The following is a 26,946-nucleotide window of genomic DNA, read 5'->3' as shown; positions in this document are numbered from 1 at the left end:
AGGGAAGGCAAAAGTGGCGCCCAGGGATGGGTTCACAGCGCCTCCTCGTAACCCTGTCGACGACAGAGCCCCTCTGCCACCGAGGTCAGAGAGCCCCATGACCCAGGTCGACTTTTACATCTTGCCGGATACTACCCTCGAGGCACGGCTCGACTTCGCCTGCCGCCTGGCCGAGACCATTGCCGGCAAGGGCTTCCGGCTGCACCTGCACGCCGAGGACGAGGCCATGGCCACCGATCTCGACGAACGGCTGTGGACCTTTCGCCCCGACGCCTACCTGCCCCACGCCCTGCTCGGCAGCGAGATGGCCGAGAGCGTGGCGGTGACCATCGGCTGGGAGCACCCACCCGAGCCGAGCGCCGAAGCGCCCATGGCCCTGCTCAACCTCGACCCGGGCATCCCCGAGTGGTTCTCGCGCTTCGAACGGGTCGCCGAGATCATCAACCAGCACCAGCAGGTGCTCGTCGCCAAGCGCGAGTGCTGGCAGACCTACAAGCAGCGCGGCTATCCCGTGAAGGCCCATCAGCTCAAGGGGTGAGTCCCGTCCCAGGGTTACGGGAGGCTGCCTATACCGGGGCTGATCCGGGGGCAGGGACTGCGAGGAGGCGCTGTGAACCCTTCCCTGGGCGCTACTTTTGCCCTGCTTCGCTCTCGCATCCTGCTCCACTCGCAGGGCCGGGGCTGGCCATCCATGGCCAGCCCGTTCGGAGCAGTGCTCCTCACCCATGGCAAAAGACCTCCTCTTCGCCCTGCCCCCGGCGCCCCTCAGAGGCTGTACCGATCCGTCCGTTCACGTCTGGCTGACGCCAAGCGCCCCATCGCGCTATAATCGAGCCCATTTTTCGCACGCTTTCGACGACTTCCCGCCGCCCGGCCCACGACCCGGCGGCGATCATTTCTGGACCCGGAACGCCCCATGGACAAGACCTACCAACCCGAGCAGATCGAATCCCGCTGGTACGAGCGCTGGGAGGCCGACGGCCGCTTCGCCCCCTCGGGCGAGGGCGAACCCTACTCGATCATGATCCCGCCGCCCAACGTCACCGGCAGCCTGCACATGGGCCATGCGTTCCAGGACACCATCATGGACACGCTGATCCGCTGGAAGCGCATGCAGGGCCACAACACCCTGTGGCAGGTGGGCACCGATCACGCCGGCATCGCCACCCAGATGCTGGTGGAGCGCAAGGTCGCCGCCGAGGAGGGCAAGAGCCGCCACGACCTCGGCCGTGAAGCGTTCATCGACAAGGTGTGGGAGTGGAAGCACGAGTCCGGCGGCCACATCACCCGCCAGCTGCGCCGCATGGGCGCCAGCGTCGACTGGTCGCGCGAGCGCTTCACCATGGACGACGGCTTCTACCAGGCGGTGCAGGAAGTCTTCGTGAGGCTCTACGAAGAGGACCTGATCTATCGCGGCAAGCGCCTGGTCAACTGGGACCCGACCCTGCACACCGCGATTTCCGATCTCGAAGTCGAGAACCGCGAGCAGCAGGGCCAGTTCTGGCACTTCCGCTACCCGCTGGCCGACGGCGTGACGACCGACGCCGGCCTCGACTACCTGGTCGTCGCCACCACCCGCCCCGAGACGATGCTCGGCGACACCGGCGTGGCGGTGAATCCCGAGGACCCGCGCTACGCCTCGCTGATCGGCAAGTTCGTCGAGCTGCCGCTGGTCGGCCGGCGCATCCCCATCGTCGCCGACGAGCACGCCGACATGGAGAAGGGCTCGGGCTGCGTGAAGATCACCCCGGCCCACGACTTCAACGACTACGAGGTGGGTCGTCGCCACGGCCTGCCCTTGATCAACGTCTTCACCCAGGACGCGGCGATCCTGCCCCAGGCCGAGGCCTTCGACATCCAGGGCCGCCCGCTGCCCGAGATCGACTTGAGCCTGCCCGCCGCCTACGCCGGCCTCGATCGCTTCGAGGCGCGCCAGCGGATCGTCGCCGACATGCAGGCCGCCGGCCTGCTCGAGCAGATCGAGACGGTCAACAACACCCTGCCCTATGGCGACCGCTCGGGCGACGTCATCGAGCCGCTGCTCACGGACCAGTGGTTCGTCGCCGTGGAAAGCCTGGCGGGGCCCGCCATCGCCGCGGTGGAGAACGGCGACATCCAGTTCGTGCCCAGGAACTACGAGAACATGTACTTCTCGTGGATGCGCGACCTGCAGGACTGGTGCATCTCGCGCCAGCTGTGGTGGGGCCACCGCATTCCCGCCTGGTACGACGCCGAGGGCAACGTCTATGTCGCCCGCAGCGAGGCCGAGGCGCGCGACAAGCACGGCCTTGACGCCGACGTGGCCCTGACCCAGGACGAGGACGTGCTCGACACCTGGTTCAGCTCGGGGCTGTGGACCTTCGGCACCCTCGGCTGGCCGGAGAAGACGCCGGAGCTGGCGACCTTCCACCCCTCCAGCGTGCTGGTCACCGGCTTCGACATCATCTTCTTCTGGGTCGCGCGGATGATCATGCTGACGCTGAAGTTCATGGACGAGGTGCCGTTCAAGACCGTCTACGTCCACGGCCTGGTGCGCGACGGCCAGGGCCAGAAGATGTCCAAGTCCAAGGGCAACGTGCTCGACCCCATCGACCTGATCGACGGCATCACCCTGGACGAGTTGCTCGAGAAACGCACCGGCAACATGATGCAGCCGCAGAAGGCCAAGGCCATCGCCAAGGCCACCCGCGACGAGTTCCCCGCGGGCATCGAGCCCCACGGCACCGACGCGCTGCGCTTCACCTTCCTCTCCCAGGCCACCACCGGGCGCGACATCAAGTTCGACATGGGCCGCCTCGACGGCTACCGCAACTTCTGCAACAAGCTGTGGAACGCCTCGCGCTACGTGCTGATGAACGCCGAGGGCCAGGATTGCGGCGCGCAAGGTGGCGACGTCGAGCTGTCGCTGGCCGACCGCTGGATCGTCTCGCGCCTGCAGCAGACCGAGGCCCAGGTCACCAAGGCGATGGAGGAGTACCGTTTCGACCACGCGTCGCAAGCGCTCTACGAGTTCGTCTGGAACGAGTACTGCGACTGGTACCTGGAGCTCTCCAAGCCGGTACTGTGGGACGAAGGTGCCAGCGAGGCGGCCAAGCGCGGCACCCGCCGCACCCTGGTACGCGTGCTGGAAGCCATCCTGCGCCTGGCCCACCCGATGATGCCGTTCATCTCCGAGGAGATCTGGCAGCGCGTGGCCCCCCTGGCGGGCAAGGCGAGCGGTGACGGCAGCCAGTCGATCATGAGCCAGCCCTGGCCGCAGCCGGAGCACGACAAGCTCGACGAGGCCGCCACCCGCGACATCGAGTGGCTCAAGGGCGTGATCGTGGCGGTGCGCAACGTGCGCGCCGAGATGAACATCGCCCCGGGCAAGCCGCTCGACGTGCTGCTGACCAAGGGCTCGGCGACGGATCGCGAGCGCCTCGAGGCCAACCGCCTGTTCCTCGCCAAGCTGGCCAAGCTGGAAAGTGCACGCTGGCTCGACGACCCGAACGAGGCGCCGCTCTCGGCCACCCAGCTGGTCGGCGACATGGAGGTGCTGGTGCCGATGGCCGACCTGATCGACAAGGAGGCCGAGCTCGCCCGCCTGGCCAAGGAGATCGACAAGCAGGACAAGCTGATCGGCGGCATCGAGAACAAGCTTTCCAACGAGAGCTTCGTCGCCAAGGCGCCGGAGGCGGTGGTCGAGAAGGAGCGCGGCAAGCTCAAGGAGTACCAGGCCGCCCGCACCCTGCTGCTCGAGCAGCGCGACAAGATCGCCGCGCTCTAGTTAGCGGCCCGACACCGCCGCCGGGAGACGACGCCAATGCCTCGGGAAGAGAGTTCCATGGCAGCCCATGGCCAAGGCTTGACGCTCGAGGCGATCCGCCCGCTGTTTCCACTGCTCGAGCGCAACAGCGCCGGGGCGATCCTGGTCGACGAGGCGAGCCGCCTCATCTGGATCAACGCCTGCTACTGCCGGCTGCTGGGCATCGACGATCCGGCCAGCGTGATCGGCCGGCCCGTGGGCGAGGTGATCCCGCACACCCGCATGCCCGAGGTGGTGCGCAGCGGCCGCCCCATCCTGCTCGACATCATGGAGTACCAGGCCCGCCAGCTGGTGGTCACGCGGCTGCCGCTGCACGATCCTGCCAGCGGCCGGGTCAACGGCGCGGTGGCCTTCATCGTGTTCGACGAACTGGGCCCGCTGGCGCCGCTGATCGGCAAGTACCGCCGCCTGCAGCACGACCTGGCGGTGGCCCGGCGCGCCCTGGCAAGCCGCGGCTCGCGCTACGCGCTGGCCGACTTCGTCGGTGCCAGCCCCCCGGTGCTCGAGGTCAAGCGCCGTGCCCGGCTGGCCGCCGCGCGAGCCACGCCGGTACTGCTGCTGGGCGAGACCGGCACCGGCAAGGAGGTGCTGGCCCAGGCCATTCACGGCGATTCCCCGCGCGGCGTCAGCCCCTTCGTCGCAGTGAACGTGGCAGCGGTGCCCGAGAACCTGCTGGAAGCGGAATTCTTCGGTGTCGCCCCGGGCGCCTATACCGGCGCCGACAAGCGCACCCGCCAGGGCAAGTTCCAGCTCGCCGACGGCGGCACCCTGTTCCTCGACGAGGTCGGCGACATGCCGCTGGCGCTGCAGGCCAAGCTGCTGCGCGCGCTGCAGGAAGGAGAAGTCGAGCCCCTCGGCTCCAACGAGATCAAGCGCATCGACGTGCGCGTGATCGCCGCCACCAGTCGCGACCTGGAGGCCATGGTGGCCGAGGGCAGCTTCCGCGCCGACCTCTACTATCGGCTCAACGTGCTGCGCATCCAGGTCCCGCCGCTGCGTGAGCGGCTCGGTGACCTGGGCATCCTGTGCGAGACGCTGCTCGGCCGGATCGCCACGGAGAGCGGCGAGCCCCGTGCCGAGATCACCGCCGAAGCCGTGGCGCTGCTGCAGCGGCACGAGTGGCCGGGCAACATCCGCGAGCTGCGCAACGTGCTCGAGCAGACCCTGGCCCTGAACGAAGCCTGCGGCATCATCGACGTGCCGGAGCTGCGCGCTGCCCTGCCCCACGCTACCGGCGCGACGCGCCACCCGCCCCCCACCTCCGCCGTACGTCCACTGGCCCAAGTCGTGGCCGCCGCCGAGCGCAGTGCCCTGCACGATGCCCTGGCCGCCTGCCACGGCAACAAGTCACGCGCGGCCCGCATGCTGGGCATCCCTCGCTCGGTACTCTACGAGAAACTGGCCAGACTGTCCGGATAACCGGTCAATTGTCCGGTTTTTTGGACAGAGGCGCTTCGACCATGGTCGCAGCAGTGTCCGACAAACCGGACACCTCCGTTCCACCCCCTTCCCCTTCATTACATCAACTCATTGAAGTTTAAGAGAAAAGGAAAAATGGCATGGCACGTGCAATGCACGCGCCAGTGCATGGCGCATGCGCGATCCGTTCGCTGGCGGGTGCGCCATGGCTCATGCATAGCGACAACGCCACTCAAGGCGTTGCGACGACAACAACGCACAAGGAGCTTTCATGCCATCCTCATCGTCTCTCGCCATCCGGCTTCGTCCGCTCACTCTCGGCGTGGCCGCCGCTGCCCTGCTGGCCGGTACCACAGCAACCGTCCAGGCCCAGGAGCAGGTGCGCTGGCAGGTTCCCATCGCCTTCCCGTCACACCTGGTCGGCCTGAGCACCCCGGTGCGCTTCCTCAGCGAGTCGCTGGAGCAGGCCTCGGGAGGCGACATCACCCTGCGCTACTACGAGCCGGGCGAGCTGATCCCGCCGTTCGAGATCCTCGATGCCGTTTCCGAGGGCCGCTACGACGCCGGCTTCACCTGGGTCGGCTACGACCAGGGCAGCATCCCCGCCCTGCCGCTGTTTGCCGGCGCGCCGTTCGGCATGGAGCCGCCCGCCTACCTGGCGTGGCACTATTTCGGCGGCGGCAGGGAACTGCTCGAGGAGATCTATGCCGAGTACGACGTCCAGCCGCTGCTGTGCAGCATGATCGGTCCCGAAGCCGCCGGCTGGTTCGCCGAGCCGCTGGAGTCGCTCGACCAGATCGACGGCCTGCGCATCCGCTTCGCCGGCATCGGCGGCCGCGTGCTGGAGCGCCTGGGGGCCTCGGTCACCATGATTCCCGGCGGCGAGCTCTACCAGGCCATGGAGCGCGGCACCATCGATGCCACTGAATTCTCGGCCCCGGCGGTGGATCGCATTCTCGGCATGCAGGAGATCGTGCAGAACTACGTGATGCCGGGCTGGCACCAGACCTTCACCACCGCCCACCTGCTGGTCAACAAGGAGAGCTGGGAGGCGCTGGAGCCGCAGACCCAGGCGATGCTCGACATGGGCTGCCGCGCCGCCACCCTCTACGGCTACTCCGAGAGCGAGATCGAGACGCCCCGGGCGCTGCGCGACTTCGAGGAGGAGGGCGTGAACGCCCAGGTGCTGCCCGACGAGATCCTCGGCGAACTGCGCCGGGTGACCGACGAGGTGCAGGCCGAGATCGCCGCCGAGGATGAGATGTTCGGCCGCGTGCTCGACAGCCAGCGCGAGTTCATGAAGCTGCACGGCAACTGGCACGTCAAGGGCCACCTGCCGCGCTCCTACTATGCGCCGGAAAATCTCGAGGATTGATACCTCAAGCCGTTCTGAATCCCGGCCGCCATCGCACGGTGGCGGCCGGCATTCGTCTCAACACCTCGGAGTCACTCCATGAGCGTCAATGATTCGGCCGGTCCATCTCAGGGCCCGGCGGGCCACTCCGCGCCGGAGCTGCCCACCAACCGCCTCAGCCATCGCCTCGACATGGCCATCCTGCGCTTCGGCCGCGCCATCTCCTGGCTGTGGCTGGCCACCATGGCGGTGGTGCTGACCAACGTGGTCAACCGCTTCCTCCTCGGCCGTGGCTCGATCGCGGTGGAGGAGCTGTCCTGGCACCTGTTCGGCGCCACCATGATCCTGACCCTGGCCTACGCCGTGGTCAGCGACGACCATGTCCGCGTCGACGTGATCCGCGAGAAGTTTTCGCTGCGCACCCAGGCCTGGATCGAGCTGGCGGGCATCGTGCTGCTGGCCCTGCCGATCCTCTACCTGATGGCGGAGGGGCTGTTCGAGTATGCCTACCGCGCCTTCCAGCGTGCGGAGAGCTCCCAGGCGCCCAGCGGCCTGCCCTACCGCTTCATCATCAAGACCCTGATCCCCATCGGCCTGACGCTGGTGGCCGTGGCGCTGCTCTCCCGCGCGATGCGCTGCTCCACGCTGCTGTTCGATGTTCCCCGGTGCACTCGCCAGAGCACACCTCGGCACTAGGCGTCACGCCTTCCCTGGAATACGCCACGTTCATCTAGCGAGATCGATTATGGGACTGGAACAACTTCTCGTGCTGGCGATGTTCGCCAGCTTCATGGGCCTGCTGCTGCTGGGGTTCCCGGTGGCCTGGTCGCTGGCCGGCGTCGGCTTCGTCTTCGCCGTCATCGGCCACGTGCTGGTGGAATTCGCCGCTGCCGACCTGTGGTTCTCCTGGGGCGGTACCATCGGCGTGCTGGACCGCCGCATCTACGGCATCGTCGCCAATGAGCTGATGGTGGCGCTGCCGCTGTTCATCTTCATGGGCATCATGCTCGATCGCTCGGGCATCGCCGAGCGCCTGGTCACCTCGCTGGTGCGCATCCTCGGCGGGCTGCGCGGCGGCTATGCCGTGACCGTGGTGATCGTCGGCGTGCTGCTGGCCGCCTCCACCGGCATCGTCGGCGCCTCGGTGGTGCTGCTCGGCATGCTGTCGCTGGGGCCGATGATGCGCGCCCGGTACAACAAGTCGCTGGCGGTGGGCACCGCCTGCTCGGTGGGCACCCTGGGCATCCTGGTACCGCCCAGCATCATGCTGGTGCTGATGGCGGACCGCATGGGCACCTCGGATGCCTCGGTGGGGCGGCTGTTCATGGCCGCGCTGGTCCCCGGCGTGATGCTCGGCGTGCTCTACGTCGCCTACATCCTGGTCGCCGCCTATCTCGACAAGGACCTGGCGCCGGCGCCCAGGGACCGCGAGCCGCTCGACGCGCGCGCCTTCCTGCAGGTGTTCTGGGCGGTGTTGCCGCCGCTGGGCCTGATACTGGCGGTGCTCGGTTCGATCTTCACCGGCTTCGCCACCACCACCGAGGCCTCCGCGGTGGGCGCCCTGGGCGCCATGCTGCTGGCCCTGGCCAACCGCCGGCTCAACCCGACGACCCTGCGCCAGGCGCTCTACCAGACCAGCCGCACCACGGCCTTCATCTTCGCCATCTTCATCGGCGCCACGGTGTTTGCCGCCGTGCTGCGCGGGCTGGGTGGCGACGACGTGGTACGTTTCGCCCTCACCGGCCTGCCCTTCGGCGAGACCGGCATCGTGCTGACCATCCTCGCCGTGGTCTTCCTGCTCGGCTTCTTCCTCGACTGGGTCGAGATCACCCTGATCATCCTGCCGCTGGTGGCACCGGTGATCATGAGCCTGGGGGTGGATCCGCTGTGGTTCGCGATGCTTTTCGCCATCTGCCTGCAGACCTCGTTCCTGACCCCGCCGGTGGGCTTCGCGCTGTTCTACATCAAGGGCGTCTGTCCGCCGGAGATCACCACCCGGGACATCTACCTCGGGGTCGCCCCCTTCGTCGCCATCCAGCTGCTCGGTCTTGCGCTGGTGTTCTTCTACGCCCCGCTGGCGACCTGGCTCCCCAACGAGATCTATGGCGGGCGCTGAGCCTTCGCCCCGGAGGATACCCATGCAACTGTTCGACAAGACCGCGCTGATCACCGGGGCCGCCGGCGGCATCGGCCGCGCTATCGCCGAGCGCTTTGCCCGCGAGGGCGCCAGGGTCGCGGTGGCCGACCTCGACCTGGCCGCCGCCGAGACGACAGTGGAGAAAATTCGCCAAAGTGGCGGCCAGGCCATGGCGCTGGCCATGGACGTCACCGACGAGGCCGCGGTGGACGCCGGCGTGGCGAGCCTGGTCGCGCGCTGGGACGGGCTGGACGTCGTCGTCGCCAACGCCGGCATCCAGCACATCGAACCGCTGCACAGCCTGGCCTTCGCCGACTGGCGCAAGGTGATCGCGGTGCACCTCGATGGTGCCTTCCTCGTCACCGCCGCCGCCCTGCGCCAGATGTACCGGCAGGAGCAGGGCGGCTGCCTGCTCTACATGGGCTCGGTGCACAGCAAGCTCGCCTCGCCGCTCAAGGCGCCCTACGTCACCGCCAAGCATGGTCTGCTGGGGCTTTGCCGCAGCGTGGCCAGGGAGGGGGCGGCACACCGGGTGCGCGCCAACCTGATCTGCCCCGGTTTCGTGCGCACGCCGCTGGTGGACAGGCAGATTCCCGAGCAGGCCGAGGCGCTGGGCATCTCGGAGGAGGCGGTGATAGGCGACATCATGCTCAAGGATACCGTCGACGGTGAGTTCACCACGCTCGAGGATATCGCCGAAGTGGCCGTGCACCTGGCCGCCTTCCCCTCGGCGGCGCTGACGGGTCAGTCGGTGGTCGCGAGCCACGGCTGGCACATGCAGTAGCGCCCGTTAAGGAACGCTGTTCCGTAACCTTTCCTTACGTTAGAATGGGGCATCGTCACTGACATCGTGCGTGCCCCCTCATGCCCCACATCGAGCCGACCTTCGCCCCGGGCCGAATCCTGCTCTTCAACCTGCTGGGGACCCTGATGGTGTGGTCCTGGCTCTCGCCCAGCGTGCTGTTCTGGACCGAGCTTGACGACACCGTCTTCTTCACCACCAACGCCTGGCTGGCGGAGGGCAACGAGGCGTGGGTACTGTTCGTCGCCGCGCTCAACAACCGGGTGTTCGACGTGGCCAGCCTGCTGGTGCTGCTGGCCATCTACCTGTGGGCCATGAGCCGTGACCCGCAGCGCCAGGAGCGCCTGCTGCGCTGGGCCGGCATCGGCTTCACCATGCTGCTGTCGGCGGTGTTGATCGCCCAGGGGGTGCGCATGGCGGTGCCCTACACCCATCCCAGCCCCACCGTGGTCTACGAGAATGTCAACCTGGTCACGCAGCGGGTCGACTTTGCCACCAAGGACAGCTCGGGCAGCAGCTTCCCCGGCGCTCAAGGGATCAACCTGTTCCTGTTCAGCGCCTTCATGTGGCGCTTCGCCGGGCGGCGCGTCGCTCTGGTCAGCGCGCTGTTCGCGGTCCTGCTCAGCGCCCCGCGCATCCTCAGCGGCGCCCACTGGTTCAGCGACATCTTCTTCGCCGCGCTGGCGATCAACCTGATCGTGGCGCCGTGGATCCTCCTCACGCCGCTGGGCCCGGGGCTGGCACAGGCGATCACGGGCGGACTGATCCGGGCAAAACGTGCCCTGTCAGGCCGATGATTTACCGTCACGCAGGAGTGGCGTTGCGTCACGCGCAGCGCCACCGTTGCGTCAGTCGGCCTTCTTCCAGCCGCCCAGTACCCGCTGGTCCGGCCCGAAGAACACCAGGCGGTCGTGATCGATGAGGAAGCGGTAGGCGTTCTCCATCATGGCGGTGACCCGCTTGGCATCCTCGAGCTGGGGGCATCCCCGACGGCTGGTGGCAAGCTCGCTGAACTCGATGCGGTTGCCCTCGCCGAGGCTGACCCGGCCGTTCAGGCTGTTGCAGCCGTCGCTGCCGCTCACGCGACCCTCGGGCGACACGACGAAGTGCGGCGTGTCGGGCATGGAGAGCCGCTCGTCGGTCCCTACCAGCAGCAGGTTCCAGCGCTGGCCCACCACCGGGTGGTCGCTGGCGACCCGCTCGCCCTCCTGGCGCGTCGGTTCGGAGGGCTGGCTGCCGCACGCCGCCAGCAGGGCGACGGCGGCCGTCATCAGGCCCAGGCGGGCCACAAGCGTCTTCAACATGAAATTTCTTCTTCTCTGTTGGGCTGAATTCAACGCCGCACGGCCAGGCACAAGGGGACGCCGGCTGCTACCAGGAGCCGGTGTTCTGCATGGATGCCCAGGGCTCCCGCGGCGGCAGCGCCTCGCCCTTCTGCAGCAGCTCGACGGAGATGCCGTCGGGGCTGCGCACGAAGGCCATGTGGCCGTCGCGTGGCGGCCGATTGATGGTCACGCCCCCCGCCTGCAGGCGCTCGCAGAGGGCATAGATGTCGTCGACGCGATACGCCAGGTGGCCGAAGTTGCGGCCGCCGGAGTACGTCTCCGGGTCCCAGTTGTAGGTCAGCTCCAGTTCCGGCGCCTTGAGGTCGGCGGAGCGCGCCTCGTCCTCGGGGGCGGCCAGGAACACCAGCGTGAAGCGCCCCTTCTCGTTCTCCTTGCGCCGGACTTCCTTCAGCCCCAGCAGGTCGCAGTAGAAGTGCAGCGACGCGTCCAGGTCACTGACGCGAACCATGGTGTGCAGGTATTGCATGAGCCCTCCTTGTGCCGTGTCTCGATCAGTCATGGGTGTATTCGTTGAAGATGGACGGCGTCCGATCCTCGTGGCGCCAGGTCAGCACGGCGTAGTCATCGTAGCGCCCCGTCTCCATCCCCGGCGAGCCGTGGGGCATGCCGGGAACGGCCAGCCCCGCCACGTCAGGCTCCTCCTCGAGCAGCCGCTTGATGTCGTCGGCGGGCACGTGACCCTCGATCACGTAGCCCTCGACCAGCGCCGTGTGGCAGGAGGCGAGCTCCGGCGTGACGCCATGCTCGACCTTGACCGCGCGCATGTCATCGCTCTCGTGCCGGCGCACCTCGAAGCCCTCCTCCTCGAGATGCTCGGCCCAGGCCGAGCAGCAGCCGCAGTCGGGGTCCTGGTACATCTCGACCACGGGCGCGGCCAGGGAGGTGGAAACGGTGAGATGGGCTGCCAGCAACACGCCCGCCAGGGCGGAGAGAAGCGCTGCCTTCCGGGTCTTTCGGTTTGCGAGTAGGATCTTCATGTCAGCGGCTCCTGATGCGTTGCGTCGCCTTGCGAGTGGAATCGTGACAAGCTGCCGTCGACTTGCCAATACCCAAGGGAAAGAGAATTGACATGGCGCACTACTGCGATCTGGCCCCGGGCCACCCCTGGCATGGCCCCTACCACGCGGACGAGTACGGCTTCCCGGTCGGTGACGACACGGCGCTGTTCGAGCGCCTCGTGCTGGAGATCAACCAGGCCGGCCTGTCGTGGCTGACGGTGCTGAAGAAGCGCGAGGCGTTCCGGTGTGCCTTTGACAACTTTGATGTCGATCGGGTTGCCGCCTACGGCGACGCCGACCGCGAGCGCCTGCTCGCCGATGCCGGCATCATCCGCAACCGACTCAAGGTCGAGGCGGCCATCCACAACGCCGGCGTGATCCAGCGGCTGCGCGACGAACATGACAGCTTCGCCGCTTGGCTCGAGCATCATCACCCGCTGCCGTTGGCCGACTGGGTCACGCTGTTCCGTCGCACCTTCCGCTTCACCGGCCCTGAGATCGTCGGCGAGTTCCTGATGAGCACCGGCTACCTGCCCGGGGCTCATCGCCACGACTGTCCCGTTCAACAACGCATTCTCGCCTGCGGCCCCGCCTGGCGCACGGCCTGAAGCCGGCTCATCACCTCGAGGAGGGCCTAGCGCATGGATACCCTGACGCAGGCGGCGCTGGGCGCGGCGGTGGGCGGTGCGGTGCTGGGCCGCCGCCTGGGCCGCAAGGCGGTATTGATCGGCGCGGCGCTGGGCACGCTGCCGGATCTCGATGTCGTCCTCGACTACGGCGATGCCGTGGCCAACGTCACCGAACACCGCGGTTTCAGCCACTCGCTGTTCGTGCTTAGCGGGCTGGGTACGCTGCTGGCCGTTCTCGCCCGGCGTTTCGCCCCGGCCCGCGACATCTCCCTCGGGCGCTGGTGGGCCTTCTTCCTGCTGTGCCTCGTCACCCATCCGCTGCTCGACGCGCTGACCACCTACGGCACGCAGATCTGGTGGCCGCTCGACGTGCGCCCCAGCGCCTGGCCGGTGGTGTTCATCATCGATCCCCTCTATACCCTGCCGCTGCTGGTGGGCTTCGCCTTCGCCATGGCCACCGGCAACGGCCTTCGCGGCCCCGCCTGGGCCCTGGCGCTCTCCTGCGCCTACCTGGCTTTCGCCATGACCGCCAAGGGCGTGGTCGAGCATCGCCTCGCGCCGGTGCTGGCCGAACACGGTCTCGAGCAGGCGCCGCGGCTGGTGCAGCCCACTCCGTTCAATACGCTGCTGTGGCGGGCGACGGTCATCGACGGCGATCGTCATCACGAAATGCTGGTGGGGCTGCTGGACGGCGGCACGCCGCCGGTGGTGGAGACCTTTCGCCGCGGCGGCGAACTCGAGGCGGTCGCGCTGTCAACGGAAAAGGGCCGGCGCCTGGACTGGTTCGCCGGCCCCTTCCTGCGATACGAGGTGCGTCAGCAGGCGGGGCGGGAGACCCTGGTAGCCACCGACCTGCGGCTGGGCTTCCCCGGCTTCTATGCCTTCAGCTATGCCCTGGCGGTGCGCGACCGCGAGACATGGCAACCGCTCGGGGTCACCGAGCTGGTCGCCACGGATGCTCGCGCCGACCTGGAGGCGCTGAGCCGCCTGGGGGAGCGCATGCTCGAGGCACGGCCCCCCCTGTGTACCAGCCGCTTCGTCGCCAAGCGCTGGGTCGCCGAGGTGCCCGACGCCTGCTGAACCCTACAGCGTCTCGACCAGCGCGTCGATGGCCTGGCGAGCCTCCTTGAGCGCGGCGTCGCGGCGCCCCTCGCCCATGGCGAGCCCCTCGGCAAAGACCACCGAGACGTCGCCGATGCCGATCATGCCCAGCATAGCCTTCAAGTGCGGCGTCTGGGTATCCAGCTCGGTGCCGGCGTACTGGCCGCCGCGGGCGGCCAGGAGGACGGCGCGCTTGCCCTCGACCAGCCCCCGGGGGCCCTGCTCGGTGTAGCGGAAGGTGACGCCGGCGCGCATCACGCGGTCGAACCAGGCCTTGAGCTGGGACGGGATACCGAAGTTGTACATCGGCACCGCCAGCACCAGCACATCATGCGACCGGAGTTCCTCGATCAGGCTGTCGGAGCGCTCCGCCAGCACCTGCTGCTCGGCGGAGCGCTGCTCGGCTGCGACCTGCCAGCTGGAGAGCTCCTCGAGCCCCAGGTGGGGCAGCGACTCGACGGCGAGGTCGCGGTGGGTGAGGCTCAGCTCGTCGCGTCCGGCGACACGCTGGCGCAGGTGGCTGGCCAGGGCATTGGACTGCCCCTGTTCGCCGAGAATGGAAGAGGTGACGAGAAGAATGCGAGTAGCCATGACGATCTCCCTGGGGGTGAGTGTTGATCGCCATGTTACGTACAATTTTTACCATTAAAAGCGCATAGTTTTGCGCAAGACATTCGAAAAATACGAAAGTTTATGACAGCAATAGGCCCCGCCCAATGGCGGGGCCTGTCGAGATGCCGCAGGCCTGGCCCGCGGCGCCGCGCATGCCTTAGCTGAAGTTCTGGGCAACGAAGTCCCAGTTCAGCACGCTCCAGACATTCTCCAGGTACTTCGGACGCGCATTGCGGTAATCGATGTAGTAGGCATGCTCCCACACGTCGATGGTCAGCAGCGGCGTCTGGCCATGGGCGATGGGCGTATCGGCGTTGCTGGTGTTGACGATGTCGACGCCGCCGTCCGCGGTCTTGATCAGCCAGGTCCAGCCGGAGCCGAAGTTGGCCACCGCGTTGGCGTTGAAGGTCTCCTTGAACTTGGCGAAGGAGCCGAACTTGGCATTGATCGCCTCGGCCAGCGCACCGGTCGGCTCGCCGCCACCGTTGGGCGCGAGGCAGTGCCAGTAGAAGGTGTGGTTCCACACCTGGGCCGCCTGGTTGAACAGCCCGCCGGAGGAGGACTTGATGATCTCCTCGAGGGACTTGTTGGCGTCATCGGTACCGTCGGTCAGCTCGTTGAGCTTGGTGACGTAGGCCTGGTGATGCTTGCCGTAGTGGTAGTCGAGGGTCTCGGCGGAGATATAGGGCTCGAGGGCGTTCTTCTCGTAGGGCAGTGCCGGCAGTTCGAATGCCATGTCAGATGGCTCCTTGCTTTTCACGGTGGGATGGCGGAGCGTGTCCAGGGCGCGTCCGATGGCTCCCGACTTGCCTCGTGGCTGCCCCGCCGCTATTTTTCCAAGGAATCACTAGATTAATTCCAGCCGTCCTTATGTCAAGCAATCGCGATGGAAAAACCCGCGCCACCCCGACGGACAGCGCCGAGCGGCTGCTGCAGCTGCTCAAGACGCGCGGCCCCCAACCGGCCGCCGCCCTGGGCGAGATGCTCGGCACCAGCGGGGAAAATGCCCGCCAGCAGCTCAACAAGCTGGCACGGCTGGGGCTGGTGACCCAGCGTCCGCTGCCCGGCGGCGTTGGGCGGCCGGTGATCGAATGGCGGCTCAGCGAGGCCGGCCACGCCCGCTTTCCCGATGGTCACGCCGACCTCGCCTCGCGGTTGATTCTCAGCGTGCGCGACACCCTCGGCGACGCGGCGCTGGCACGCCTGGTCGCGGCGCGCCAGGACGAGACCCTGGCCCTCTATCGCCAGGCACTGGCCGATGCCACGAACCTCGAGACGCGTGTCGAACGCCTGGCCGAGATCCGCAGCCGCGAAGGGTACATGGCCGAATGGCAGCGCGAGGAGCACGGCGACCTGCTGCTGATCGAGAACCACTGCCCGATCTGCCAGGCCGCCAGCACCTGCCCGGACTTGTGCCGCTCCGAACTCGAGGTGTTTCGTGCCGTGCTGGGAGAGGACGTCAGCGTCGAGCGCACCGACCACGTCCTGGCCGGCGCGCGGCGCTGCGTCTACCGCATCAGAGAGCCATAGTCCGCTTTTTTCTAGGGGGCGACGCCCTGGCCACAGCCCCGATAGGTCTGTCCTTCGAAGGTGAGCGTGACCCGGGCCGGGAACGGCTCGCCGCTCATGTCGTCGAAGCAGGCGCGCGCCTCCAGGCGCAGCTCGAAGGGCTGCCCGGCCTGGCCGCTGGCGAGCGTCACCCGGCCATTGGCGTTGTCCATCTCGGTGACCCGGTAGGGTAGTGTCATTTCCCGTGCGCCGTAGTCGAGCACCAGGGCCAGCTCGGGGGCGTCGTGGGCCAGGTTGACGTTCCAGCCTGGCTCGTTGCCGCGACCATGGAACATCACCCCGGGGCGGTGCTCACGGGTCAGGGGGGGGCGGGCCATGGCGGCACGACAGTCGAGACGGCCGTTGCCGCTCTCCACGGTGGCCTCACCGCCCTTCGACCAGAAGCTGAGATCGCCCTGCTGATAGCGTGCCCCGCTGGCCACCACCGCCGGGGCCAGCCGATAGGCGCCATGCGCCGACCACAGCCGCAGCTCGCGCTCGCCGAAGGCGGTTACCAGGTCCTGCTGCGGCGTGCAGCGCCAGGCCTCGAAGCGCTCGGCACCGCCGGGAAACAGCATCGAGGGCAGCAGCGGCGCCGTGCTGTCGACCTTGTCCACGGGCCGTGGCCCATCGACGGAGGACGCGGCACAGCCGCCCAGCAGCAGCGAGCCGGCGAGCAACAGGGCCGGGCGGAGAGAAGCGAGGAAGTGAAGCGGCATGGCGGTTCCTTGAGAGGGACGAACGGCCACAGCATACCAGGCACCGGCGCCTTCTCGCCCGGTGCCCGTCTCACGCGACGCGAACGCGGCGCGCCGTTGGCGTCAAGCGTGGCGGCGGCGCAGTTCGCGGGCCGCCTCGACCATGTTGGCCAGCGCCGGCTCCACCTCGGCCCAACCGCGGGTCTTGAGGCCGCAGTCGGGGTTGACCCATAGCCGCTCGACGGGAATGCGCTCGGCCGCCTTCTCCATCAGCTGCACCATCCAGGCCACCTCGGGCACGTTGGGCGAGTGGATGTCATAAACGCCCGGGCCGATCTCGTTGGGATAGGCGAAGTCCTGGAAGGCGTCGAGCAGCTCCATGTGGGAGCGCGAGGTCTCGATGGTGATGACGTCGGCATCCAGCGCCGCGATGGCGGCGATGATGTCATTGAACTCCGAGTAGCACATGTGCGTGTGGATCTGCGTGGCGTCGCGGGCCACCGAGGCGGTCAGGCGGAAGCACTCCACCGCCCAGTCGAGGTAGCCCTGCCATTCGCCCTGGCGCAGCGGCAGCCCCTCGCGCAGCGCCGGCTCGTCGATCTGGATCGCCGGGATGCCTGCGGCCTCGAGATCGGCCACCTCGTCGCGCAGCGCCAGGGCGATCTGCCGGCAGGTGACCTCGCGCGGCTGGTCGTCACGCACGAAGGACCACTGCAGCATGGTCACGGGCCCGGTGAGCATGCCCTTCATCGGGCACGAGGTCAGCGACTGGGCATAGCGGCTCCAGGCCACCGTCATCGGCGCCGGGCGGGTCACGTCGCCGACGATGATCGGCGGCTTGACGCAGCGCGAACCGTAGCTCTGCACCCAGCCATGGCGGGTGAAGACGTAGCCGTCCAGCTGCTCGCCGAAGTACTCGACCATGTCGTTGCGCTCGGCCTCGCCGTGGACCAGCATGTCGAGCCCCAGCGCCTCCTGGCGGCGCACGGCATCGGCGATCTCGTCGCGCATCCTCGCCTCGTAGGCCTCGCGACCCAGCTCGCCGCTCCTGTGGGCGCGGCGGGCGGCGCGAATCTCGGGTGTCTGCGGAAAGGAGCCGATGGTGGCGGTCGGGAACAGCGGCAGGTCCAGCGCCCGACGCTGGGCCCGGACCCTGACCGGGTAGGGGTTGTCGCGGGAGCGCTCGGCGTCGCCGACCCGGGCCAGCCGCTCGGCCACCGCGGGCCGATGCAGCCGCGGCGAGGCGCGCCGGGCATCCAGCGCCGCCGTGGCGGCAGCGACCCGGGCGCGGTCCTCGGCACCGGCACGGTTGCCCAGCAGCCGCGCCAGGGTCACGGTCTCGTCGAGCTTCTGGCGGGCGAAGGCGAGCCAGCTGGCGAGCTCCTCGTCGATCTCCCGCTCGGCGTCGAGATCCACCGGCACGTGGAGCAACGAGCAGGAGGGCGCCAGCCACAGCCGCTCGCCCAGGCGCATGCGGGCGTGGGCCAGGCGCTCGTGCAGGGCACCCAGGTCGGCACGCCAGACGTTGCGCCCGTCGATGGCCCCCACCGACAGCACCTTGTACCCCGGCAGGTTGTCGAGTACCGCGGTCAACTGCTCGGGAGCGCGCACGGTGTCGATGTGCAGCCCGTCCACCGGCAGGCCCACGGCCAGCCGCAGGTTGTCGCCCAGCGCGCCGAAGTAGGTGGCCACCAGCAGCTTGACCGGGGAGGCCCGCAGGCGGTTGTAGGCGAGCTCGAAGGCGTTGCGCCAGGCGACCGGCAGGTCCTGCACCAGCGCCGGTTCGTCGAGCTGGACCCACTCCACCCCCAGAGCGGCCAGCCGCGCGAGGATCTCGGCATAGACCGGCAACAGCGCCTCGAGCAGGCTCAGGCGATCGAAGCCGGGCTCGCGGCCCTTGCCCAGCCACAGCCAGGTCAACGGCCCGGTGAGCGCCACCTTGAGCGGATGCCCCGCCGCTCGCGCCTCGGCCACCTCGTCGAACAGCCGCGAGCTGGCGAGCCGGAACCGCTGCCCCTCGTGCAGCTCGGGGACCAGGTAGTGGTAGTTGGTGTCGAAGTACTTGGTCATCTCGCAGGCGGCGGCCGGCGTGCCGCTGGGGGCACGCCCGCGAGCCATGCGGAACTGGGTGTCGAGGTCGACCTCGCCGCTGGCGACCTCCGCCTCGGCGGCGAAGCGCGCCGGCACGGCCCCCACCAGCGCGGTGACGTTGAGCACCTGATCGTAGAAGGCGAAGTCGCCCACGGTGACCAGGTCGAGGCCGGCGTCGCGCTGCGCCTGCCAATGGCGCGCACGCAGCTCGCGGCCTGCGGCCTCGAGGCCGTCGCGATCGAGTTCGCCGCGCCAGTAGGCCTCGACGGCGCGCTTGAGTTCGCGACCGGCGCCGATTCGCGGATAGCCAAGCACATGAGCTAATGTCATGATAAGTCCCTCTGCGCATGAATGATGTCGCAGAGTCTCGCCGTCGCACCAGATTGAATCAAACTAAATAAATTAACGTTCAACTTGAAATAGGCTCATGATAGAACTTCGCCATCTGCGCACCCTGGTCGCCCTGCGCGATGCCGGCTCGCTGGTGGAAGCCGCCGAGCGGGTTCACCTGACCCAGTCGGCGCTGTCGCACCAGATCAAGGATCTGGAGGAGCGCCTGGGCACGGCGCTGTTCGTGCGCAAGACACGGCCGGTGGAGTTCACCCGCGCCGGCCAGCGGCTGCTGTCACTGGCCGAGCAGGTGCTGCCGCTGGTGCGCATGGCCGAGCGCGACGTGGCCCGGCTGATCGGCCACGAGCCGGGGCGCCTACACATGGCCATCGAGTGCCACAGCTGCTTCCAGTGGCTGATGCCGACCATCGACCACTTCCGCGACCACTGGCCGGAAGTGGAGATCGACATCCCCGGCGGACATCACTTCGACCCGCTGCCGGCGCTGGCCCGCGAACAGCTCGACCTGGTCATCACCGCGGACCCGCAGCCGCTGGCCGGGGTCTACTACGAGCCGCTGTTCCGCTACCAGGGGCTGCTGGCCGTGGCCCGCCAGCATCGCCTGGCCGAGCGCGACTTCGTCGTGCCCGACGACCTTGCCGAGGAAACCCTGATCACCTACCCCGTGGAGCATGCCCGCCTGGACGTGTTCACCCAGTTCCTCGATCCCGCCGGGGTACGCCCGCGCGAGATCCGCACCGCCGAGCTCACGGTAATGATGATGCAGCTGGTGGCCAGCGGCCGCGGCGTCTGCGCGCTGCCCAACTGGGCGCTGACGGAGTACCTGGAGCGCGACTACGTGAAGGCGGTGGGGCTCGGCGAGGCGGGGATGTGGTGCACGCTGTACGCGGCCATTCGCGAGGAGAGTCGCGAGCAGCCGTGGATGGAGGACTTCCTGCGTACGGCGCGCGAGACCTCCTTCGCCGTGCTCGAGGGTATCAAGCCGGCTTGACCGGCAGCTTGGCCTTGCTGGCCGGCACCCGCGGCAACAGCAGCGAGAAGCGCGCCCCGCCCAGCTCCTGGCTGTCGTCGACCACCACGCTGCCGCCGTGCCAGGCCATGACCTTCTGCACGATGGAGAGCCCCAGGCCGTAGCCGCCGCTGCGCCGGGTCCGGCTGTCGTCGAGCCGGGCGAAGGGCTTGAAGATCGCCTGCCGCTCGCCGACCGGCACCCCGGGCCCGTCGTCCTCGATGTCCAGACGCACCAGCCGCGACTCCAGCGTGATCCGCACCAGTACCCGCGACTGTGCGTGGCGACAGGCGTTGGCCACCAGGTTCTGCAGCGCCCGCTGCAGGTAGCGCGGATCGGCCTGTACCTCGACCTCGTCTCCCGGCGCCAGCGCCAGGCGCAGGTGCGCATGCAACGGGGCCAGGGTCTCGATGACCCGCTCGGCGATGGCGCGACAGTCGACCTGGGTGCGCTCCAGCTCGGCCCCGTTGAGGATGCCGCTGTCGAGTCGCGCATAGGTGAGGATCTCGTCGATGAGCTGGTCGAGCTCCTCGATGTCGCCGTCGATGCCGTGCAGCTGGCGGTGAATGGCGGGGTCGTCGGTCATGTCCTCGACCATCTGCATGGCGAAGCGGATGCGTGCCACCGGGGTGCGCAGCTCGTGGGAGACCGCGCGGATCATCTCCTGCTGCGAGCGCAGCAGCGACTGCACCTGGGCCGCCATGGCATTGAAGGCCATGCCGACCCGGCCGATGAAACCGCCGGCATCGACCTTCACCCGGGTATCGAGGCGACCGCTGGCGATGCGCCCCGCGGCCAGCTCGAGCCGTGCCAGGCGCCCCTCCACGCCACGCACGATCAGGTAGATGATCGCGGCCAGTACGCCGAGCATGATCACCAGCACCAGCAGCAGCAGCGAGATGGGAGTGGGCTCGAGCGCCGAGACCGGGCCGATCGACAGCCACTGGCGGGAGCCGTCGTCAGCCGGCACGGCGAGGTAGATGGTCAACGCCCAGTGTCCCGGCATCAGGCGAATCACCAGTTCGCCGTCGCGCAGGCGGGTGAGCTGGTGGCTGTCGAGCCCTTCGGGAGCCAGGTCGCTGAGGCTGACCGGCAAGGCCTCGCTGGTCACGCTCTCGAGTCGCCGCCGGCGAGCCTCGCCGTCGACCTCGGCCAGCCAGTCCCCCAGCATCTGTGCCAGGCCGCGCAGCTGGCTCTCATTGAGCCCGGAAAGACGCGCCTCGAGGATACGCGCCTCGCGCGGCAGGCGCCGATAGAGCCGCCAATCCCCGTCCTCGTGCACCTTCACCAGCACTCGGCCGCGCTGCACCCGCCGGCGCTCGAACCAGCCGAGATCGGCGTCCCCCGGCTCGCGCAGCGACAGGCGCATGTTGAGCACGTCCGATTGCTGGGTCAGCCAGTCGCCACGCTCGTAGGCCGGCAGCGCCGCCACACGCCAGGTGAGCAGTTGCAACGGCGCTTCGGCCAGCTGTTCGCGGTACTGTTCGACGCGCACCCGATCGACCAGGGCCAGGCCCATCAGGGCCAGGCCGAAGGTCAGCAGCAGTGCCAGGGCCAGGGCCAGATAGACGCGCAGGAAGGAGCCATCGGCCAGGAACCGCTGCATGCTTCACGCATCCTTGACGAACAGGTAGCCCTTGCTGCGTACTGTCTTGATCCGGTGCGGATGGTTGGGATCGTCGCCGATCTTGGGGCGAATCCGGGACACCCGGACGTCGATGGAACGGTCCTGGCCGTCGTACTTGATGCCGCGCAGGTCGCTGAAGATCTCCTCCCGCGTGAGCACTCGGCCGGCATTGCTCGCCAGCAGCCACAGCAGATCGAACTCGGCGCTGGTAAGGTCGATGCGCTCGCCCTGCAGCCAGGCTTCGCGAGTGGCGCTGTCGATCTCCAGATTGCCGAAGGTGAGCCGGGCCTCGCCGGACGGCTCCGCGTTCTCCGCCCGCCGCAGTAGCGCCCGCATGCGAGCCAGCAGCACCCTGGGCTGAACCGGCTTGGGCACGTAGTCGTCGGCCCCCATCTCCAGCCCCAGCACCTGATCCATGTCGTCGGTGCGGGCGGTCAGCATCAGGATCGGCCCGGCGTAGTCGGGCCTGGCCCGGCGACAGATCGACAATCCATCCTCCCCGGGCAGCATCAGATCGAGGATCACCAGATCCGGCTGCAGCGTAAGAATCTGATCGACACCCCGTGAACCCTCGGCCTCCACCGTGACCTTGAACCCATTGGATTCGAGGTAGTCGCGGGTGAGTTCGGCCAGGCGCACGTCATCCTCGATAATCAGCACGTGTTCCATGTCGCTGCTTTCCAGGTTGTCATCCATCCTAGTCATCCCCGTGCTGGGCTTCGTTATCACTCGGGACACCCTGTCCCGCCAATTCACAGATCAAGGATACCCGAAATAGGCTCTTTCGCCTGCCTTTCATGACATTTCGCGTCCTTGCAGCTTGCCAGCGAAGCATAGCCCGGTCTTGCGTCACAACCCAAAGGATGCCCCCCGTCGAGTCACAGCTCACCCACAGGTTATCCACTTGAAGGGGGCGTAAAAGCACACTATCTTGTGTTCTCAAAAGAGAAAGACACAAGATGATGTGCATCTAGCAAGCCTTGCTTCGGCTGTCAATGCCTTCGTCGCCCCCGACCCCATTCCCCACGCAGAAGGGATCAACGGCTCATGGAACTCCAGACCCCCGACCCGACCGACCTGTCGCTCACGGCTCCGCAAACCCTCCGCGTGATCAAGCGCAACGGCGATGTGGTGCCCTTCGATGCCGGCAAGATCGCCGTGGCCATGCGCAAGGCCTTCATCGCCGTGGAGGGCGACAACGTCAGCGCCTCCTCGCGGGTCCGCGACTTCGTGGAACAGGCCAGCCAGGCCATCGCAGGCGCTTTCCTGCGTCGCATGCCGGACGGCGGCACCGTCCACATCGAGGACATCCAGGATCAGGTCGAGCTGGCGCTGATGCGCGCCGGCGAGCAGAAGGTCGCGCGCGCCTACGTGCTCTACCGCGAGGAGCACGCCCGCGCCCGGGCCGCCGCCGGCGCCGAGATCGAGAAGCCGCACCCCACGCTCAATGTCACCCTGGCCGACGGCAGCCGCCGTCCGCTCGACCTGGGCCGCATCGAGACGCTGGTATTCGACGCCTGCGCGGAACTCGAGAACGTCGATCCCAACCGCATCGTCGAGGAGTCGCTGAAGAACCTCTACGACGGCGTCTCGGTGGACGGCGTCTCCCAGGCGCTGATGATGACCGCGCGCACCCTGGTGGAGAAGGAACCCAACTACACCTACGTCACCGCGCGCCTGCTGCAGGATAGCCTGCGCCGCGAGGCGCTGTCGTTCCTCGGCGTCGCCGAGGAGGCCACCTTCGGCGAGATGGCCGAGTTCTATCCGCCGGCGTTCCAGGCCTACGTGGCCAAGGGCATCGAGTTCGAGCAGCTCGACCCGGCGCTCGCCGAGTTCGATCTCGAACGCCTCGGCGCAGCGCTGGACCACACCCGCGACAACGCCTTCACCTACCTGGGCCTGCAGACCCTCTACGACCGCTACTTCATTCATCGCGACGACGTACGCTACGAGCTGCCCCAGGTGATGTTCATGCGCGTGGCCATGGGCCTGGCGCTGAACGAGGATGATCGCGAGGCACGCGCCATCGAGTTCTACGAGCTGCTCTCCAGCTTCGACTACATGGCCTCCACGCCGACGCTGTTCAACTCGGGCACCGTGCGCAGCCAGCTCTCCAGCTGCTACCTGACCACCGTGCCCGACGACCTCGACGCCATCTACAGCGCGATCCGCGACAACGCCCTGCTCTCCAAGTGGGCCGGCGGCCTGGGCAACGACTGGACCCCGGTACGCGCGCTGGGCTCCTACATCAAGGGCACCAACGGCAAGAGCCAGGGCGTGGTGCCGTTCCTCAAGGTGGTCAACGACACGGCGGTGGCGGTCAACCAGGGCGGCAAGCGCAAGGGCGCCGTGTGCGCCTACCTCGAGACCTGGCACCTCGACATCGAGGAGTTCCTCGAGCTGCGCAAGAACACCGGCGACGATCGCCGCCGCACCCACGACATGAACACCGCCAACTGGGTGCCCGACCTGTTCATGAAGCGCGTGTTCGACGACAAGGAGTGGACGCTGTTCTCGCCCGCCACCTGCCCGGACCTGCACGACCTCTACGGCGCCGCCTTCGAGCAGCGCTACGAGGAGTACGAGGCGATGACCCGCTCGGGTCAGCTCAAGCTGTTCAAGCGCGTGCGCGCCAAGGACCTGTGGCGCAAGATGCTCTCGATGCTGTTCGAGACCGGCCACCCCTGGATCACCTTCAAGGATCCGTGCAACCTGAGAAGCCCTCAGCAGCACGCCGGCGTGGTGCACTCCTCCAACCTGTGCACCGAGATCACCCTGAACACCAGCGCCGACGAGATCGCGGTGTGCAACCTGGGTTCGGTCAACCTGGCCCAGCATGTCGTCGACGGCAGGCTCGATGCCGAAAAGCTCAGGAAGACCGTGCGCACCGCCGTGCGCATGCTCGACAACGTCATCGACATCAATTACTACGCGGTGCCCCAGGCCAGGAACTCCAACTTCAAGCACCGCCCGGTGGGGCTCGGCATCATGGGCTTCCAGGACGCCCTCTACGCCCAGGACATCGCCTACGCCTCCGAGGCGGCCGTCGAGTTCGCCGACCGCTCCATGGAGCTGGTCAGCTACCACGCCATCGAGGCCTCCAGCGACCTCGCCGCTGAGCGCGGCCGCTACGCGAGCTTCGAGGGCTCGCTGTGGAGCCAGGGCGTGCTGCCCATCGACTCGATCGCGAAGCTGGTGGCAGAGCGCGGCGAGAAGTACATCGAGGTGGACACCGGCGCCACCCAGGATTGGGAACGCATCCGCAGCAAGATCGCCGAGCAGGGCATGCGCAACTCCAACGTGATGGCCATCGCCCCCACCGCGACGATCTCCAACATCTGCGGCGTGTCGCAGTCGATCGAGCCCACGTACCAGAACCTCTACGTCAAGTCGAACCTCTCCGGCGAGTTCACCGTGGTCAACGCCTACCTGGTCCACGACCTCAAGGCGCGCGGCCTGTGGGACGAGGTGATGATCAACGACCTCAAGTACTACGACGGCTCGGCCCAGCCCATCGAGCGCATCCCGGACGACCTCAAGGCCAAGTACGCCACCGCCTTCGAGGTGGAGCCGAAATGGCTGGTGGAGGCCGCCGCGCGGCGCCAGAAGTGGATCGACCAGGCGCAGTCGCTGAACCTCTACATCAAGGGCGTCTCGGGCAAGAAGCTCGACGTGACCTACCGCATGGCGTGGTTCCGCGGCCTCAAGACCACCTACTACCTGCGCGCCCTGGGCGCCACCTCGGTGGAGAAGTCCACCGTGGATCGCGGCACCCTCAACGCGGTGAGCAACCAGGCGCCTTCGGCCGCGCCGGCTCCTGCTGCCGCACCCGCCCGCGAGCCGCGCGGCGTGGAGGACTTCCTTACCGGCAAGGCGGGCAGCGGCTCACGCGCGCCTTCGGCGAGCGATATCGATGATCTGGGCTGCGAGGCCTGCCAGTAAGCCTGACCCGACACGCATTGCCGCCGGCGAAGCGAGAGGCGCCGGGGGCAAGCCGGAGAGGAGGTCCTACGCCATGGATGGCGTCGGTAGCGCCCAGGGATGGGTTTACAGCGCCTCCTCGTAGGCTTGCCCCCGGAGTGAGCCTAGAGCGGTGAACTCATTTCCGGCTCCCAAAAGAACCCGAGGTAAAGTGAAATGCTGAACTGGGACGAATTCCACGAGGACGAGACTTCCGTCGCCGAGCAGCCGGCCAAGGCCGCGCCGGCCCCTGCCGCCAAGCCGCAGCCCGCGGCTGCCCCAGGCGGGGAGGTAAAGGAAAGCAGCGGCAGCTACAAGGTGGCCGAGAGCGACCGCCTGGCGCGGGCGCGCAGGTCGCTGGAGGAGCTCGACGTGGCCGCCGGCCTCGAGGAGCTGGAGATGGGCGCGGCGCGCATAGAGGTCGACGACAAGCAGATGATCAACGCCCGCGCCGACCTCAACCAGCTGGTGCCCTTCAAGTACGAGTGGGCGTGGCAGAAGTACCTGGACGGCAGCGCCAACCACTGGATGCCCCAGGAAGTGAACATGAACGCCGACATCGCGCTGTGGAAGAGCCAGGAGGGCCTGAGCGCGGACGAGCGGCGCATCGTCATGCGCAGCCTGGGCTACTTCTCCACCGCCGACTCGCTGGTGGCCAACAACCTGGTGCTGGCGCTGTACCGCCTGATCACCAATCCCGAGTGCCGCCAGTACCTGCTGCGCCAGGCCTTCGAGGAGGCGATCCATACCCATGCCTACCAGTACTGCGTGGAGTCGCTGGGCATGGACGAGGGCGAGGTCTTCAACATGTACCGCGAGGTGCCCTCGGTCGCCGCCAAGTCGGCCTGGAGCCTCAAGCACACCCAGTCGCTGGCCCGGCCGGACTTCAACACCGGCACCCCCGAGACCGACCAGGAGCTGCTGCGCAACCTGATCGCCTTCTACAGCGTGACCGAAGGCATCTTCTTCTACTGCGGCTTCAGCCAGATCCTCTCCATGGGCCGGCGCAACAAGATGACCGGCGTCGCCGAGCAGTTCCAGTACATCCTGCGCGACGAGTCGATGCACCTCAACTTCGGCGTCGACATGATCAACCAGATCAAGATCGAGAACCCCCACCTGTGGACGCCCGCGTTCCAGGACGAGGTGACCCAGATGATCCTCGAGGGCACCGAGCTCGAGATCGCCTACGCCCGCGACTCCATGCCGCGCGGCGTGCTGGGCATGAACGCGGCGATCATGGAGGAGTACCTGCACTTCATCTGCAACCGCCGCCTGGCCCAGATCGGCCTCAAGGAACAGTTCCCCGGGGCGCAGAACCCCTTCCCTTGGATGAGCGAGATCATCGACCTGCGCAAGGAGAAGAACTTCTTCGAGACCCGCGTCACCGAGTATCAGGTCGGCGGCGCGCTGAGCTGGGACTGAGTCATGTACATGTGCCCCGCCCAGGGCCGGGCGG

At 67.7% G+C, this 26,946-nt stretch carries 23 protein-coding genes; 14 read left to right on the top strand and 9 right to left on the bottom strand.

Annotation, left to right across the window (positions count from 1 at the left end):
* Positions 1-97: 97 nt before the first annotated feature.
* The 8 genes from DIS04_RS08900 to DIS04_RS08865 all read left to right on the top strand — a co-directional run bounded on the left by DIS04_RS08900 (position 98) and on the right by DIS04_RS08865 (position 10,314).
* On the top strand, positions 98-538 hold the full coding sequence (locus tag DIS04_RS08900) for a DNA polymerase III subunit chi (protein ID WP_111413411.1): 441 nt from the start codon (positions 98-100) through the stop codon (positions 536-538).
* A 378-nt stretch (positions 539-916) separates the two neighbouring features.
* The gene (locus DIS04_RS08895; RefSeq protein WP_111413410.1) at positions 917-3,766 is read left to right on the top strand and encodes a valine--tRNA ligase; all 2,850 of its coding nucleotides are present in this window, start codon (positions 917-919) and stop codon (positions 3,764-3,766) included.
* Positions 3,767-3,823: 57 nt separating this feature from the next.
* Entirely contained in the window at positions 3,824-5,224 is a 1,401-nt protein-coding gene (locus DIS04_RS08890) for a sigma-54 interaction domain-containing protein (protein ID WP_111413409.1), read from the top strand.
* A 271-nt stretch (positions 5,225-5,495) separates the two neighbouring features.
* On the top strand, positions 5,496-6,599 hold the full coding sequence (locus DIS04_RS08885) for a TRAP transporter substrate-binding protein (protein ID WP_111413408.1): 1,104 nt from the start codon (positions 5,496-5,498) through the stop codon (positions 6,597-6,599).
* 78 nt (positions 6,600-6,677) lie between these two features.
* Positions 6,678-7,274: a TRAP transporter small permease subunit gene (locus DIS04_RS08880; protein WP_111413407.1), complete on the top strand. Its 597-nt coding sequence runs from the start codon at positions 6,678-6,680 to the stop codon at positions 7,272-7,274.
* 49 nt (positions 7,275-7,323) lie between these two features.
* The gene (locus DIS04_RS08875) at positions 7,324-8,694 is read left to right on the top strand and encodes a TRAP transporter large permease (RefSeq protein ID WP_111413406.1); all 1,371 of its coding nucleotides are present in this window, start codon (positions 7,324-7,326) and stop codon (positions 8,692-8,694) included.
* 22 nt (positions 8,695-8,716) lie between these two features.
* The gene (locus DIS04_RS08870) at positions 8,717-9,499 is read left to right on the top strand and encodes a 3-hydroxybutyrate dehydrogenase (protein ID WP_111413405.1); all 783 of its coding nucleotides are present in this window, start codon (positions 8,717-8,719) and stop codon (positions 9,497-9,499) included.
* Between the two features lie 80 nt (positions 9,500-9,579).
* Positions 9,580-10,314: a phosphatase PAP2 family protein gene (locus tag DIS04_RS08865; RefSeq protein ID WP_111413404.1), complete on the top strand. Its 735-nt coding sequence runs from the start codon at positions 9,580-9,582 to the stop codon at positions 10,312-10,314.
* Between the two features lie 51 nt (positions 10,315-10,365).
* Here DIS04_RS08865 and DIS04_RS08860 read toward each other — a convergent pair whose 3' ends face one another.
* The 3 genes from DIS04_RS08860 to DIS04_RS08850 form a co-directional block, all read right to left on the bottom strand.
* A complete protein-coding gene (locus DIS04_RS08860) occupies positions 10,366-10,821 on the bottom strand; it encodes an META domain-containing protein (RefSeq protein WP_111413403.1) in 456 nt (151 codons plus the stop codon).
* A 67-nt stretch (positions 10,822-10,888) separates the two neighbouring features.
* On the bottom strand, positions 10,889-11,329 hold the full coding sequence (gene gloA, locus DIS04_RS08855) for a lactoylglutathione lyase (protein WP_111413402.1): 441 nt from the start codon (positions 11,327-11,329) through the stop codon (positions 10,889-10,891).
* Positions 11,330-11,354: 25 nt separating this feature from the next.
* The gene (locus DIS04_RS08850; protein WP_111413401.1) at positions 11,355-11,840 is read right to left on the bottom strand and encodes a DUF411 domain-containing protein; all 486 of its coding nucleotides are present in this window, start codon (positions 11,838-11,840) and stop codon (positions 11,355-11,357) included.
* Positions 11,841-11,932: 92 nt separating this feature from the next.
* Here DIS04_RS08850 and DIS04_RS08845 point away from each other — a divergent pair, with 92 nt between their 5' ends.
* Both DIS04_RS08845 and DIS04_RS08840 read left to right on the top strand, forming a co-directional pair.
* Positions 11,933-12,469 (top strand): DNA-3-methyladenine glycosylase I, encoded by a 537-nt coding sequence (locus tag DIS04_RS08845; protein WP_111413400.1) that lies wholly within the window; start codon positions 11,933-11,935, stop codon positions 12,467-12,469.
* A 33-nt stretch (positions 12,470-12,502) separates the two neighbouring features.
* Positions 12,503-13,570, top strand: coding sequence for a metal-dependent hydrolase (locus DIS04_RS08840; RefSeq protein WP_111413399.1), 1,068 nt, complete (start codon positions 12,503-12,505; stop codon positions 13,568-13,570).
* Between the two features lie 3 nt (positions 13,571-13,573).
* Here the strand turns inward: DIS04_RS08840 and DIS04_RS08835 are convergent, their stop codons facing one another.
* Positions 13,574-14,182, bottom strand: coding sequence for an FMN-dependent NADH-azoreductase (locus DIS04_RS08835; RefSeq protein WP_111413398.1), 609 nt, complete (start codon positions 14,180-14,182; stop codon positions 13,574-13,576).
* A gap of 178 nt (positions 14,183-14,360) precedes the next feature.
* The gene (locus tag DIS04_RS08830) at positions 14,361-14,939 is read right to left on the bottom strand and encodes a superoxide dismutase (RefSeq protein WP_111413397.1); all 579 of its coding nucleotides are present in this window, start codon (positions 14,937-14,939) and stop codon (positions 14,361-14,363) included.
* 134 nt (positions 14,940-15,073) lie between these two features.
* Here DIS04_RS08830 and DIS04_RS08825 point away from each other — a divergent pair, with 134 nt between their 5' ends.
* Entirely contained in the window at positions 15,074-15,733 is a 660-nt protein-coding gene (locus tag DIS04_RS08825; RefSeq protein WP_111413396.1) for a helix-turn-helix transcriptional regulator, read from the top strand.
* A gap of 11 nt (positions 15,734-15,744) precedes the next feature.
* Here DIS04_RS08825 and DIS04_RS08820 read toward each other — a convergent pair whose 3' ends face one another.
* The gene (locus tag DIS04_RS08820) at positions 15,745-16,470 is read right to left on the bottom strand and encodes an MliC family protein (protein WP_111413395.1); all 726 of its coding nucleotides are present in this window, start codon (positions 16,468-16,470) and stop codon (positions 15,745-15,747) included.
* A 102-nt stretch (positions 16,471-16,572) separates the two neighbouring features.
* On the bottom strand, positions 16,573-18,870 hold the full coding sequence (gene metE / locus DIS04_RS08815) for a 5-methyltetrahydropteroyltriglutamate--homocysteine S-methyltransferase (protein WP_111413394.1): 2,298 nt from the start codon (positions 18,868-18,870) through the stop codon (positions 16,573-16,575).
* Between the two features lie 97 nt (positions 18,871-18,967).
* Between metE and DIS04_RS08810 the strand changes: the two genes are divergently transcribed.
* Entirely contained in the window at positions 18,968-19,882 is a 915-nt protein-coding gene (locus DIS04_RS08810; protein WP_111413393.1) for a LysR family transcriptional regulator, read from the top strand.
* On the opposite strand, the gene DIS04_RS08805 is transcribed toward DIS04_RS08810, so the two are convergent.
* Positions 19,869-21,506 (bottom strand): ATP-binding protein, encoded by a 1,638-nt coding sequence (locus tag DIS04_RS08805; RefSeq protein ID WP_111413392.1) that lies wholly within the window; start codon positions 21,504-21,506, stop codon positions 19,869-19,871. The two genes, DIS04_RS08810 and DIS04_RS08805, sit on opposite strands and share 14 nt — an antisense overlap.
* Before the next feature lie 3 nt (positions 21,507-21,509).
* Positions 21,510-22,223, bottom strand: a complete 714-nt coding sequence (locus DIS04_RS08800) for a winged helix-turn-helix domain-containing protein (protein WP_111413391.1) — start codon at positions 22,221-22,223, stop codon at positions 21,510-21,512.
* A 351-nt stretch (positions 22,224-22,574) separates the two neighbouring features.
* On the opposite strand from DIS04_RS08800, the gene DIS04_RS08795 reads away from it, so the two are divergent.
* Entirely contained in the window at positions 22,575-25,469 is a 2,895-nt protein-coding gene (locus DIS04_RS08795) for a ribonucleoside-diphosphate reductase subunit alpha (protein WP_111413390.1), read from the top strand.
* A 195-nt stretch (positions 25,470-25,664) separates the two neighbouring features.
* Positions 25,665-26,912: a ribonucleotide-diphosphate reductase subunit beta gene (locus tag DIS04_RS08790; protein ID WP_111413389.1), complete on the top strand. Its 1,248-nt coding sequence runs from the start codon at positions 25,665-25,667 to the stop codon at positions 26,910-26,912.
* The last annotated feature ends 34 nt before the right edge of the window (positions 26,913-26,946 follow it).

The organism is Billgrantia lactosivorans, from assembly GCF_003254665.1.
GTDB classification, from domain to species: domain Bacteria; phylum Pseudomonadota; class Gammaproteobacteria; order Pseudomonadales; family Halomonadaceae; genus Halomonas; species Halomonas lactosivorans.
The sequence above is the reverse complement of the archived record's forward strand: the minus strand, read 5'-3'. Positions and strand labels throughout refer to the sequence as shown.